General features: G+C 69.5%; 12 protein-coding genes. 7 read left to right on the top strand and 5 right to left on the bottom strand.

The window, feature by feature from the left end; genetic code table 11:
* Window positions 1-38: 38 nt before the first annotated feature.
* The gene (locus tag LOZ83_RS15800; RefSeq protein WP_236791364.1) at window positions 39-983 is read right to left on the bottom strand and encodes a ribose-phosphate pyrophosphokinase; all 945 of its coding nucleotides are present in this window, start codon (window positions 981-983) and stop codon (window positions 39-41) included.
* A 43-nt stretch (window positions 984-1,026) separates the two neighbouring features.
* On the opposite strand from LOZ83_RS15800, the gene LOZ83_RS15795 reads away from it, so the two are divergent.
* The 3 genes from LOZ83_RS15795 (at window position 1,027) to LOZ83_RS15785 (ending at window position 3,734) form a co-directional block, all read left to right on the top strand.
* Window positions 1,027-1,800: a rhomboid family intramembrane serine protease gene (locus LOZ83_RS15795; protein ID WP_236791362.1), complete on the top strand. Its 774-nt coding sequence runs from the start codon at window positions 1,027-1,029 to the stop codon at window positions 1,798-1,800.
* A gap of 56 nt (window positions 1,801-1,856) precedes the next feature.
* A complete protein-coding gene (locus tag LOZ83_RS15790; RefSeq protein WP_236791360.1) occupies window positions 1,857-2,522 on the top strand; it encodes a FadR/GntR family transcriptional regulator in 666 nt (221 codons plus the stop codon).
* A 291-nt stretch (window positions 2,523-2,813) separates the two neighbouring features.
* Window positions 2,814-3,734 (top strand): dihydrodipicolinate synthase family protein, encoded by a 921-nt coding sequence (locus LOZ83_RS15785; RefSeq protein ID WP_236791358.1) that lies wholly within the window; start codon window positions 2,814-2,816, stop codon window positions 3,732-3,734.
* Window positions 3,735-3,749: 15 nt separating this feature from the next.
* Here the strand turns inward: LOZ83_RS15785 and LOZ83_RS15780 are convergent, their stop codons facing one another.
* The 4 genes from LOZ83_RS15780 to LOZ83_RS15765 all read right to left on the bottom strand — a co-directional run bounded on the left by LOZ83_RS15780 (window position 3,750) and on the right by LOZ83_RS15765 (window position 7,943).
* Window positions 3,750-4,121 carry a group 1 truncated hemoglobin gene (locus tag LOZ83_RS15780; protein WP_236791356.1) on the bottom strand — a complete coding sequence of 124 codons (372 nt, stop codon included), beginning with the start codon at window positions 4,119-4,121 and terminating at the stop codon, window positions 3,750-3,752.
* A complete protein-coding gene (locus LOZ83_RS15775) occupies window positions 4,118-4,750 on the bottom strand; it encodes a DivIVA domain-containing protein (protein ID WP_236791354.1) in 633 nt (210 codons plus the stop codon). Before LOZ83_RS15775 ends, LOZ83_RS15780 begins: the two co-directional genes overlap by 4 nt.
* An 11-nt stretch (window positions 4,751-4,761) precedes the next feature.
* Window positions 4,762-5,910 carry a globin domain-containing protein gene (locus tag LOZ83_RS15770; RefSeq protein ID WP_236791352.1) on the bottom strand — a complete coding sequence of 383 codons (1,149 nt, stop codon included), beginning with the start codon at window positions 5,908-5,910 and terminating at the stop codon, window positions 4,762-4,764.
* Window positions 5,911-6,164: 254 nt separating this feature from the next.
* Window positions 6,165-7,943 carry a gamma-glutamyltransferase family protein gene (locus tag LOZ83_RS15765; protein ID WP_236791350.1) on the bottom strand — a complete coding sequence of 593 codons (1,779 nt, stop codon included), beginning with the start codon at window positions 7,941-7,943 and terminating at the stop codon, window positions 6,165-6,167.
* A gap of 71 nt (window positions 7,944-8,014) precedes the next feature.
* Between LOZ83_RS15765 and LOZ83_RS15760 the strand changes: the two genes are divergently transcribed.
* The 4 genes from LOZ83_RS15760 (at window position 8,015) to LOZ83_RS15745 (ending at window position 12,551) form a co-directional block, all read left to right on the top strand.
* Complete coding sequence (locus tag LOZ83_RS15760) at window positions 8,015-8,902, top strand: LysR family transcriptional regulator (RefSeq protein ID WP_236791348.1); 888 nt, start codon at window positions 8,015-8,017, stop codon at window positions 8,900-8,902.
* Between the two features lie 229 nt (window positions 8,903-9,131).
* Window positions 9,132-10,253 (top strand): sugar ABC transporter substrate-binding protein, encoded by a 1,122-nt coding sequence (locus LOZ83_RS15755; protein ID WP_236791346.1) that lies wholly within the window; start codon window positions 9,132-9,134, stop codon window positions 10,251-10,253.
* 82 nt (window positions 10,254-10,335) lie between these two features.
* A complete protein-coding gene (locus LOZ83_RS15750; protein WP_236791344.1) occupies window positions 10,336-11,109 on the top strand; it encodes an ATP-binding cassette domain-containing protein in 774 nt (257 codons plus the stop codon).
* A gap of 14 nt (window positions 11,110-11,123) precedes the next feature.
* Window positions 11,124-12,551, top strand: coding sequence for a sugar ABC transporter permease (locus LOZ83_RS15745; RefSeq protein ID WP_236791342.1), 1,428 nt, complete (start codon window positions 11,124-11,126; stop codon window positions 12,549-12,551).
* The last annotated feature ends 19 nt before the right edge of the window (window positions 12,552-12,570 follow it).

Genomic DNA, 12,570 nt, shown 5'->3' with positions numbered 1-12,570 from the left:
AAACACGCCGACCGGAGCGGCAAACACGCCGGTGGTCGTCACTGCGCGTCGAAGAGGGCGCTGACGGACTCGCCGTTGTGGATCCGGCGCATCGCCTCCGCCATTGCGGGCGCGATCGAGAGCACGGTGAGCTTCGGCGCGTCCGGCTCCGGGTGCACCGGGACCGTGTTCGTGCAGACGATCTCCAGCACGTCCGGCTGGTCGCCGATGCGCTTGAGCGCGCCGCCCGCGAACAGCCCGTGCGTGCAGGCGACCCGGATCGAGTTCACGCCCAGCTCCCGCAGCCGCGCCAGCAGCTCCAGCACCGTGCTGCCCCGGGCGATCTCGTCGTCGAGCACGATCACGTCCCGGCCCGCCACGTCGCCGATGATCGAGGAGATCTCCACCCTGTCATCGGCGAACCGTTCCTTCGCCCCGGCCGCGACCGGCACCCCCAGCAGCCGTGCGAAATGCGCGGCGGGCTTGGCGTTGCCGAGGTCGGGGGAGACGACCGTGGTGTTGCTGAGGTCGTAGCGGCGGAAGTGCCCGGCGAGCTCCCGCAGCGCGTGCAGATGGTCGACCGGCACGCTGAAGAACCCGTGCACCTGCGGCGAATGCAGCGTCATCGTCAGCACCCGGTTCGCGCCCGCGGTCACCAGCAGGTCCGCGACGAGGCGGCCGCCGATGGAGATCCGCGGCGCGTCCTTCTTGTCCGAACGGGCATACGCGTAGTGCGGCATGACCACGGTGGTGCGGGCCGCGGACGCGCCGCGCGCGGCGTCTAGCATCAGCAGCAGCTCGACCAGGTTCTCCTGCACCGGTGTGACGAGCGGCTGGATGAGGAACACGTCGCGCTCGCGGCAGTTGGCCTGCAACTGCACCTCGAGGCAGTCGTTCGCGAAGCGGGTCACGCGCACCGGTTCGAGTTCGACGCCGAGCTGGGCACAGATCTCCGCCGCGAGTTCCGGGTGGGCACTGCCGCTGAAGACGGCGATCTCGCGCACGCCCGGAATGCTACCGCTGGTCCGGGTGCGGTATCAGTTGAGCGTGATTCCCATTCACGACGTCAACCCGCTGCGCCGCACGCCGTGGCTCACCTACGCGCTCGTCGTGGCGAACGTCGTGGTGTTCCTGCTGATGCCGTCCGCGGCGCACACCTTGACCGGCAACCCGAACCTGGCGCAGCTGTGCGATCTGCAGGCGTTCGTCGAGCGGTGGGGTGCCGTGCCGCGCGAGCTGCTGACCAACACCGCGCCGGCGCTCGTGCCGACGGGCCGCGCGGTGGTGGGCCCGCAGGGCACCGGCTGTCTGCTCGCCCCGCCCGGCTACGGCAAGACGCCGGTGCTGTCGGTGTTCACGTCGATGTTCCTGCACTCGAGCTGGACGCACCTGATCGGCAACATGCTGTTCCTCGCGATCTTCGGCAACAACATCGAGGATCGTTTGGGGCGCCTGCGTTTCCTGCTGTTCTACCTGGTGTGCGGGTACGCGGCGGCCTACGGCTTCGCGCTCACCGACCCGTCGTCGACGCAGCCGCTGGTTGGAGCGTCCGGCGCGATCGCCGGGGTGCTCGGCGCGTACATCGTGGTCTATCCGCGGGCCCGGGTGTGGGGGCTCATCCCGGTGCTGTTCTTCTTGCCGCTGCGGGTACCGGCGTGGCTGATGCTCGGCATGTGGTTCATCCTGCAGGCCTTCTACGCGTTCGGTTACGGCACGGCCGAGGCGGGTGCGGTCGCCTACGCCGCACACGTCGCCGGGTTCGTCGTCGGCGCCCTGCTGGGCTTCACCCTGCGGCGGCGGCCACGTCGCGGACCTTCGTAGGACGTTGGACGTCGTATGATGTGCCGGTACGCTCACACGTCGAAGCGAGGGCAAGGGTGCGGGTTACACGAGGTCAGGAGCTGGTCGGGGAGATCATCGAGCTGATCGACCGGCGGCAGCTGCGGGCGGGTGACCCGTTGCCGACCGAGCCGCGGCTGATGGAGGAGTTCGGCGTCGCCCGGAACTCGGTGCGGGAGGCGCTGCGGACCTTGCAGGCGCTGGGCATCGTGGAGATCCGGCACGGGTACGGCACGTTCGTCGGGGAGGCGAGCATGGCCGCGCTCAGCCCGTCGCTGCTGTTCCGGACGCGCGCCCGGTCGCGGGACGACTTGCGTGGGCTCAGCGATCTGCTCGAGGTTCGGCAGGTCCTGGAGACCGCGCTGACCCGCAAGGCCGTGGGGAACGGGAAACTCCTGCAGGCGCTGGGGGAATGCGTGGACAAGATGGCCGACCCCGAGACGGCGCCCGCCGCCGACCGGCGGTTCCACGAGCTGATCGGCGAGGCCGCCGGGAACGAGCTGGCGCTGGAGCTGATCCGCCTGTTCTGGGACGTCTACCAGCAGACCGAGTCGCTGATCGGCACCCCGGCCTCGCCGCCGGCCAGCCTGATGGACAAGCACCAGCGCATCCTGGAAGCCATCGCAGCCGGCAACGGCGAACTGGTCGGCGAAGCGGTGAGCGAGCACTTCGACGAGATCCGCAAGCGCATCGCCGCCCGCTGAAGCCGGGGGCGCGGCCGCCCGGATGCTCGGACGGTGGTGCCCGGGCGCTGGTGCTCGCCAAGCCCGGCCGCCGGTGCTCGGGCACGGGTGCTCGCTAAGGCCTGGGCCCGGTTCACTGCAGTGTCGCCGCGCGCCCGGGCGCCTGCCCGGCCGCTGGTGCTCGCCAAGACGGGGCCGGGCGCCATCGCCCGACGCGGTGCGAGCGCGAGTTGACCGCCTGTGCGACCGCGGCCTACCCAAAGGACATAGGACGTCCAACGTCCTATGTCATCCGTCGAGATCGGAGCTGGTATGCCTGCCCCCGTGCTGGACCGCGGTGTCGTGCCGCCCGTGTGCACGCCGCTCACGCCGGGGCGCGAGCTCGATGTGCCATCGCTGGAGCGGTTGACCGGGTTCCTGCTCGACGCGGGCGTGCACGGCCTGTTCGTCACCGGCTCGACGGGTGAAGTCGCCTATCTGACCGACGACGTCCGTTACCGCGCGCTGGAGGTCGTCTCGGGCGTCGCCGCCGGGCAGGTGCCGGTGCTGGCCGGCATCATCGACACCACGACGCCGCGCGTGATCGCGCATGCCCGCGCGGCGCAAACCCATGGGGCGCAAGCACTTGTGGCGACCGTCCCGTTCTACGCGCCGACCTCACCCGTCGAGTTCCCGGCGCATTTCCGCGCGATCCGGGCCGCGGCCGACATTCCGCTGATCGGGTACGACATCCCCGGCTCGGTACACACCAAGCTCCCGGCGGAGGTCGTCGCGGAGCTGGCCGCCGACGGCACGCTCGACGGCATCAAGGACTCCAGCGGAGACCTCGACGGATTCCGCCGCGTGCTGGAACTCGCCGACACCCCAGGCTTTCGCGTGTTCACCGGCTCCGAGACGATGGCCGATGTCGCGATGTTCCTCGGTTCGCACGGCCTCGTCCCGGGCCTCGCCAACGTCGACCCGCACGGCTACGTCCGGCTCTACGAGGCCGCCCGCCGCGGCGACTGGGTGGCGGCGGCCACCGAGCAGCGCCGCCTGCGTGAGCTGTTCCGGATGATCACCGTCGGCGGCACCCGGATCGGCCCGTCCGCCTCCGCCATCGGCGCCCTCAAGTATTCGTTGGTGGCACGGGGAATTCTCGCCAGCGGCACGACGAGCCTGCCGATGGCGCCGCTCGACGACGCAGAGCAGGCCGGCGTGCGCGACCATCTCGCGCGCGCCGGCCTGCTCTGACGGACCCCTGGACCGCTAACCCCGCGGCACCGCGGGGGACACGATGTCGCCGGCCAGTGGGGCGACCGCGGCGATGATCTGGTCCACGAGTTCCTTCGGCACCCCGGCTTCCAGCAGCGAGACGGTCAGCAGCGTGGCCACCCGGTCGAACTGCGGCTGCCCGATCCCGCGACCCCGGTGCGCCTCCCGCATGTTCAGCCCCGTGTACTGGTCTGGACCACCCAGGGCACCGGCGAAGAACTCGACCTGCTTGCCCTTCAACCGGTTCATGTTGGCACCGGCGAAGAACGGCGCCAGCTCGGCGTCCGCGAGGACCCGGGTGTAGAAGTCCTCGACGACCGCGCTGAGGGCCTCCTGGCCGCCGATCCGGTCGTAGATACTGGTCACGGGCGTCTCCGATCTCGTTGCGTGAAGTGCTCGGGCAGCTGCGCGAGCTTGTCGACTTCCTGGGCGAACGCGTCCGACGCCGCGTGCAGCTGGACCTGTACCGCGTGGCAGAACGCGCGCAGCCACGCCAGCCTGCGTTCCATCTCCTCGACTTCCGCGGTATGCCGCTCGTCGGGCGAGGCGTGCTGCGCTCGCGCCACCTCCTGCGCCGCGATCTCGGCCCGCTGCTCGGCGTCCGACAGCAGCGCGACCGCCTGCCGGCGGGCATCGCCGGTCAGCCGGCGGCACTGCGCCTCCGCCTGCGCGATGTACGCCTCGGCCTGCAACTGCGCCTCGGACAACAGGTTCACGGCTTCCACGTTCACCGTTCTGGGCAGCAGCACCGGGTCCACGTTCTCGCCGTGGCTGCGGTACCAGTCACGCAGCCGGTCGACCTCCGCGCGCAGCCGGGCGTTCTCCGCTTCGCCCGCGGCGATCTCCTCGGCGAGCCGGTGCTGGAACAGTTCGACCTCGTCGGGGTCGACCCCGCGACGGCCCAGCGGGGTCCTGCTGAACGTGATGCTGCGGATCCGCTCCGGGGTGAGCACCCGCCGGACCGCCGAATGTCGGTCACCTGCCTGCAAAGTCATGCTGGGAGTCCCTATCCCCTCTTCAGGAGGCCGATCCCGGCCTCCGTCGGATCCTGGTAGCCGGTGAAGTCCTCGCAATGGACGCGCTCGGCGTCCACACCGGCCGCATGGAACAGTTCCTGGGTCCCCGCCACCATTGCCGGCGAACCGCACACGTAGATCTCCCGACCCGGCCACGGCCCGTAGCGCGCGGCGATTTCCCCGGCCAGGCCCCGGACTCCGGGGAACCGCGGGTCGTCGGACACGACCGGGGTCACGCGCAGGCTCGGCAGCGCCCGGTCGAGCGCCTGCAGCGCGGGCGAGTCGTAGAAGTCCCGCGCCGTGCGCGCGCCGAGGAACAGCTGTGCGTTGCGCGGCACGGGTTCCTGGGCGATCTGGCTGAGCAGCGCCTTCATCGGCGCGAATCCGGTGCCGCCCGAGACCAGCACGACGTCGTTGCCGTGGTCGAGCGTGAGCCGCGAGCCGACCGGGGCGCCGAGCCGTAGCACGTCGCCCGCGGTCACCGCCTGCACCAGTGCCGAACTGACCGCACCGCCGTCGACCATCCGGACGTGCAGTTCGAGGAGGTGGTCGTCGCGCGGTGGCGTGGCGGGGGAGTAGTACCGCCAGACTCGGGGCCGCAGCTCGGTTTCCACCGCGATGCTCTGTCCCGGCAGCCATTTCAGCGGCTGGTCGGTACGCAAGGTCAGCACGGCGATGTCGAGGGTGCGCCGTTCGTGCCGCAGCACCTCGGCGTTCCACCACGGCGGCGAGCTCTGCTCGTCTTCGCCGGCGGCGGCCGTCATCACGTCGGCGACCAGTTTGTAGGCGGCGCCCCAGTCCGCGGCCAGGTCCGGTGTCCAGTCGTCGTGCAGGAAATGCTCCAGCGTGGCGAGTAGTGCCTGCCCGACCGCCGGGTAATGCTCGGCGGTGACCGCGAACTTGCGGTGGTCACGGCCCAGTTGCTGCAGGAACGGGACGGCGCTGTCGAGGTCGTCGACGTTCGACACCACCGTGCCCAGTGCGCGGACGAGCTTGTCCCGCTGGGCCGACATGCCCGCCGGAAACATCTCCCGCAGCTGGGGGTGGGTCAGGAACAGCGTCGAATAGAAGAACAACGGCACTCCGCCACCGAAATCCGTGACTTTGTGCCAACTGGTGCGCAGCCGAGCGGTATCCACCGTCGTACTTGTTTCCCTTCTAGGGCCCCTCGGTTCGGCTCGGTCGCGCAGAAGCGTAAGGGGTCGGCAATTTGCATTCAAGGGTTTGCCGGGTTCCGGCAACAAGTTTCGACACCGGTTGCCGGTGCCGCCAGAAGGTAACGGGGAACCTACTTCTCAGTATTTTCAACGATGGCGCGGACGGCATGTATCGGAAATCACACAAAAAACAGTGGGCCGGCTATACCGGCCCACTGTCGCGAATGGACTGTCGCTTATCGCCCGGCGGCATATCCCTGCATTCCGCGCGGGTTGGCCGCAGCCGAGAGCACTCCGGTCTCCGGGTCGCGTGCCACGGCGCACAAACGCCCTTCGGACCACGGTTCCCCGACGGTCACGTCGTGCCCGCGGGCCTTCAACGCGGCGATGACGTCGTCGCCGATCCGCGACTCCACGCTGACGGCGCCGGGGGTCATCGCGCGCGGATAGAACGAGCCCGGAAAACTCTCGGTGTGCCAGTTCGGCGCGTCGATCGCGCCCTGCAGGTCCAGACCATTCCGCACTTTTTCGCGCAGTGTGACAGCCAGGAAGAAATGGGTGCTCCACTGGTCCTGCTGGTCGCCGCCGGGCGTGCCGAAAGCCATCACCGGCACACCGTCGCGCAACGCCAGCGAGGGGCTGAGCGTGGTGCGCGGACGCTTGCCCGGCGCGAGCGAGTTCGGCAGGCCGGGGTCGAGCCACGCCATCTGCAGCCGGGTGCCGAGCGGGAAGCCCAGACCGGGGATGGCCGGGTTCGAATGCAGCCAGCCGCCACTCGGCGTCGCCGCGATCATGTTGCCCCACCGGTCGACCACGTCGACGTGGCAGGTGTCGCCGCGGGTGGCGCCGTTCTTCGCGACCGTCGGCTCGCCCGCGCCCGCCGGAGTCGCGATCGTGTCGCCGGCGATGACGCGCTCGGCATGCTTGCTCAGCCGGGGTTCCCGGCCGTCGGGGCGGCCGGGACGCAGTTCGCGCGACGCGTGCTCGCCGATGAGCGCGCGGCGAGAATCGTTGTACCCAGCGGAAAGCAGGGTCTCCAGTGAGACGTCCGCGCTGTCGCCGTACCACGCTTCGCGGTCGGCCATCACGAGTTTCGTGCCCTCGATGAGCGTGTGGTAGTAGTCCGGTGTCGCGTAGTCGAGTTCGCCGGGCAGCAGGGCGAGTTGTTGCAGGAACGCCGGACCTTGGCTCCACAGCCCGGGTTTCGCGATGGTCCAGCCGTTCCGGGTGTACGTCGCCGGGTCCTCATAGGACGCTTCGAACGAGGCGAGATCCTGCCCGGTCAGGGTTCCGGCGTGGCGCTCGCCGGAAGTGTCCATTGTGGCCTGTGCCGCGTGTGCCGCGATCGCCTCGGCGATGAAGCCCTCGCGCCAGACCTTCCGGGCGGCGTCGATCCGCGCCTCCCGGCTCGGGCCGGTGGCTTCCGCGAGCAGGCGGCGCCACGTCGCGGCCAGCGCGGTGTTCTTGAGCAGCGCACCCGGCGCGGGCGACTTTCCGTCGCGCAGGTAGATCTCCGCCGAACTGGTCCACTCGGTCTCGAACAGCTCGCGCACCGTCTCGACCGTGGCACCGATGCGCTCGACCGCGGGATGGCCGTTCTCGGCGTAGCCGATGGCGTACTTCAGGACCTCGTCGAGGGATTTCGTGCCGTGGTCGCGCAGCAGGAGCAGCCACGCGTCGAACGCGCCGGGCACCGCGGCGGCCAGCGGCCCGGTGCCGGGCACGAGAGCCAGCCCGAGCGAGGTGTAGTGCTCGATCGTGGCCCCGGCCGGGGCCGGTCCCTGTCCACAAAGGACCTTCGGCGCGGCACCGGCGGGCGCGATGATCATCGGCACTTCGCCGGCCGGCCCGTTGAGATGCGGCTCCACCACGTGCAGCACGAACGCGGCGGCGACGGCCGCGTCATAAGCGTTCCCGTCGTCTTCGAGCACGGCCATCGCGGCGGCCGAAGCGAGCCAGTGGGTGGACGACACCATGCCGAAGGTGCCCTGCAAGGTGGGCCGCGTCTGGAACATCCTCGCAGTGTCCCGCGCGGCCCGGGCCGGCGTCCAAGACATGTGGGACACCATTCCGATAGCGTCAGGCTATGGAACGCCGGCAGCTGGAGTACTTCGTCGCGGTTGTCGAGCACGGCGGATTCACCCATGCGGCCCAGGCGTTGCGGGTGGCCCAGCCGTCTTTGTCCCGCGCGATCGCGAAGCTCGAACGGGAGCTGGGCGTCGCGCTCTTCCACCGGGTGGGCCGCAACGCCGTGCTGTCCAGCGCGGGGGAGCAACTGGCCGACCGGGCCCGGCTGGTGTTGCGGGATCTCGAGGCCCTGCGGGCCGCGGCGCGGGCGGCCGGCGACGGGCCGGTCGGCCGGGTCGACGTCGCGGCGACCTCGTCCTCGGCACTCGAACCGGTGATCAGCATCATCGCCGAACTGAGTGAAAAACATCCGGGCGTGCTGGTCAGTACCTCGCCCGCGCTGTCGGCGGCCGAAGTGGTGGCGATGGTCGTGCAGGGCCGGTGCGAGGTCGGCGTGTGCGGCAGCGCCGAGCGCCCGGCCGGGCAAGGGCTCATCGCGCATCACCTGCGGGACGAGGAATTCCTCGTCGTCGCGCCGCCCGGCACCGAGATCGGCACGGGCGACACCGTCACCCGGGAAGACCTGAAGGGCATGCGGTTCGTCGTGCCGACACCGGCGACCGCCGTGCGCGCCCTGTTCGACCGGCTCGCGGAGACGGTCGACGACGTGACCATCGCGGCCGAGGTGGGGGACCGCGGCGTGGTGCTGCCCATGGTGTTGCGCGGGATCGGCGCCGGGCTGATGCCGGACGGCTGGAGCGAGCTGGCCCGCCGGGCGGGCGCCCGGGTGTACCGCTTCGCACCGCCCGAGCGGCTTCCGCAGTGGCTGGTGCACCGGTCGGGGCCGATCACCGCGGCGACGCGGGCCTTCGTCGACACGACCCTGTCCCGGCCGCGCCTCGGGTAGGCCTCGGACGTGTTACGAGGATGTGAACAGGTCTCGCGTATCAGACTCGGGGCGAGGAAGCTGAGGCGGACGAACGGGTAGGTGTCACGCATACGGGTTGTTACCAGAACGTGAACTGCCCCAAGAGGCTGAATCGGTCCGGAAACCTACCGTTAGGCCATCCGGGGAAGTATGTTGTCGTACACAACATTCAAATGTTGCCGACCACAACATTTCCCTAGGGGACGCAATGAAGCGGAGTAAGACTCTCGCCCTCCTGGCCGCCGGCACCGGCGTGGCCCTGGCCCTGACGGCCTGTGGCGCCAACAGTTCGGGCGGTTCGAGCAGCGGTGACCAGGGCGGTTCGAGCAGCGGCGGCCCGAAGGTTGGCGTCATCCTCCCGGAGACCGCCACCTCCGCGCGCTGGGCCGGTTTCGACCAGCCGATGCTGCAGGCGGCGCTCACCAAGGCGGGCATGAGCCCGATCATCGAGAACGCGCAGGGTGACAACCAGAAGTTCTCGCAGTACGCCGACAGCATGCTCAGCCAGGGCGTCAAGGTGCTGATCATCGCCGCGCCGAGCGGTGACGTCGGCGCCACGGTCGAGCAGAAGGCCGCTCAGCAGGGCGTCCCGGTCATCGACTACGACCGGCTCAACCTGGGCGGCAGCGCCAAGTACTACGTCAGCTTCGACAACGTCAACGTCGGCAGGCTGCAGGGCACCGCGCTCAAGGACGCGCTGGCCAGTAAGCCGGGCGGGCAGGTCATCGAGATCGAGGGCTCGCCGACCGACAACAACGCGACCCTGTTCCACAACGGGCAGGAAGAGATCGTCAAGCCGCTGTACGACTCGGGCGCGCTGAAGCTCGTCGCCAGCCAGGCCATCGACGGCTGGGACAACCAGAAGGGCGGCAACACCTTCGAGCAGCTGCTGTCGGCCAACGGCGGCAAGGTGGACGGCGTGCTGGCGGCCAACGACGGTCTCGCCGGCGCGATCATCACCGTGCTGCAGAAGAACGGTCTTGCCGGCAAGGTCCCGGTGACCGGCCAGGACGCGAGCGCCGCGGGCCTGAAGGCCATCCTCCAGGGTGTCCAGTACTCGACCGTGTTCAAGCCGATCCAGCAGGAGGCCGACGCTGCCGCGCAGCTGGCCGCCGCGCTGATCAAGGGCGACACCGCCGGTGCGGACGCGATCGCGAAGGACTCTTCTCAGGACCCGAAGAACAACCGTACGGTCAAGTCGGTGCTGCTGCAGCCGCAGTCGGTGACCAAGCAGAACGTGAAGATCGTGGTCGACCAGGGTTACGTCAAGGCCAGCGAGATCTGCACGGACGACGCCGCCGCGGTGTGCACCCAGCTGGGTATTTCCTGACCCTCGCGTCAGCCGTGGGGAAGTACCGCTCGCGGGCGGTGCTTCCCCACAGTGGCGCCCCCGACGATGTGGAGGTACCGCGGTGAACGAGCCGATCCTCGAACTGCGCGGTGTGAACAAGAGTTTCGGCCCGGTCCACGTGCTGCACGACGTGGACCTCACGGTGCGCCCGGGGGAGGTGACGGCACTCGTCGGCGACAACGGCGCCGGCAAGTCGACCCTCGTCAAGGCCATCGCGGGCATCCATGGCACCGACAGCGGTGAAGTGCTGTTCAACGGCAAGCCCGTGCACATCCACAACCCGCGTGAGGCCGCGGCGCTCGGCATCGAGGTCGTGTACCAGGATCTCGCGCTCGCCGACAATCTGGATATCGTGCAGAACATGTTCCTGGGCCGCGAGCGCGTGAAGAACGGCCTGCTCGACGAGGCCTCGATGGAACTCGACGCACGCAAGACGCTGGCTTCGCTGTCCGTGCGCACCGTCAAGTCCGTGCGCACGCCGGTGTCGTCCCTGTCCGGTGGGCAGCGGCAGACCGTGGCGATCGCGAAGGCCGTGCTGTGGAACAGCAAGGTGGTGCTGCTCGACGAGCCCACCGCCGCGCTCGGGGTGGCGCAGACCCGCCAGGTGCTCGACCTGGTGCGGCGGCTGGCCGAGCAGGGCCTGGGCGTCGTGCTGATCAGCCACAACATGAACGACGTGTTCGAGGTCGCCGACCGCATCGCGGTGCTCTATCTCGGGCGGCTGGCCGCCGATGTCGCGACCAAGGACGTCACCAACAACCAGGTGGTCGAGCTGATCACCGCCGGCCGGTCGGGCGAGCTCGGCCTGGCCCGGCCCGAAGTCGCGGCCGTGTAGGCGAGGAAAGCGAAATGACTGAGACACCCATCAAGCCTTCCGACCCGGATTCCTCGGCCATCGCCGACTTCGGGATCGACACCACCTCGCGCAGCACGTCCGAAGCGGTCGGTGACTACTTCCGGCGGCTGCGCGGCGGCGAGCTCGGCGCGGTGCCGGCGCTGCTCGGCCTGCTCTTGCTGGTGATCGTGTTCACCAGCCTCTCCGACTCGTTCCTGACACTCAACAACATCGCGAACCTGTTCGCCCAGGGCGGCGGTCAGACGATCATCGCGATGGGCATCGTGCCGGTGCTGCTGCTCGGCGAGATCGACCTGTCGGCGGGTACCGCGTCCGGCGTGGCCGCTTCGGTGCTCGCGCTGCACCTCACCCAGCACGGCAACCTGCTCGGCGCCATGGGGACGACCGTCTTCTACGGCTTCGTCCTCGGTGCCGTGATCGCGATCGCGCTGTGCGTGTGGATGCGGATCTGGATCGGCGCGGCGCTGTCCGCGATCGCGCTGCTGATCCTGCTGATCGGCTTCGCCGCGAACCCGTGGGTCGAGATCCTGCTCGCGATCACGATCGGCACGGTGATCGGCAGCCTCACCGGCGCGCTGGTGTCGAAGATCGGCATCCCGTCGTTCGTGGTGACACTGGCGCTGTTCATCGCGTGGTACGGCGTCGTGCTCGCGCTCGTCGGCGAAGGCGGCACGATCCCGATCCGGGACAGCAAGGTACTGTTCGACGTGGCCAACGGCAACCTCGGTATCATCGCCAGCTGGGTGCTGTTCATCGTGGCCGGCGGCGGATACGCGATCGTGGTGCTGTTCCGGCACTTCTCCAGGCTGCGCAACGGGCTGGTCGCGCAGCCGACCACGCTGATCGCGATCAAGGTCGGCGCCGTCGTGGTGCTGGGCGCGGTCGCGACGTACCTGTTCACCATCAACCGCTCGCCCAACCCCGCCCTGACCACGATCGAGGGCATCCCGTGGGTGGTGCCGATCATCCTGGTGCTGCTGATCGTCGGCACGTTCGTGCTCGACCGCACCCGGTACGGCCGGCACGTGTACGCCGTCGGTGGCAACAAGGAAGCCGCCCGGCGGGCCGGGGTGAAGGTCGACAAGATCCGGATGAGCGTGTTCGTGATCTGCTCGTCGATCGCCGCGATCGGGGCCATCGTGTACAGCTCGAAGGTCGGTTCGGTGGACGGCAACGCCGGTAACGGCAACACCCTGCTGTTCGCCGTCGGTGCGGCGGTCATCGGTGGCACGTCGCTGTTCGGTGGCCGCGGCCGGATGCGGGACGCGGTCATCGGTGGTCTCGTCCTCGCGACCGTCCAGAATGGACTCGGGTTGCTCGGCTACCAGGCGGACACGGTCAACATCATCACGGGTCTGGTGCTGCTGGTCGCGGCGGCCGTCGACGCCTTGTCGCGCAGGCGCGCCGCAGCCGCGCGCTGAGGCGGCGTGGCGACGGCGA

The sequence above is a fragment of the Amycolatopsis sp. GM8 genome (assembly GCF_021653975.1).
Classification (GTDB): domain Bacteria; phylum Actinomycetota; class Actinomycetes; order Mycobacteriales; family Pseudonocardiaceae; genus Amycolatopsis_E.
This window is presented reverse-complemented; position numbering and strand designations above follow the sequence as displayed.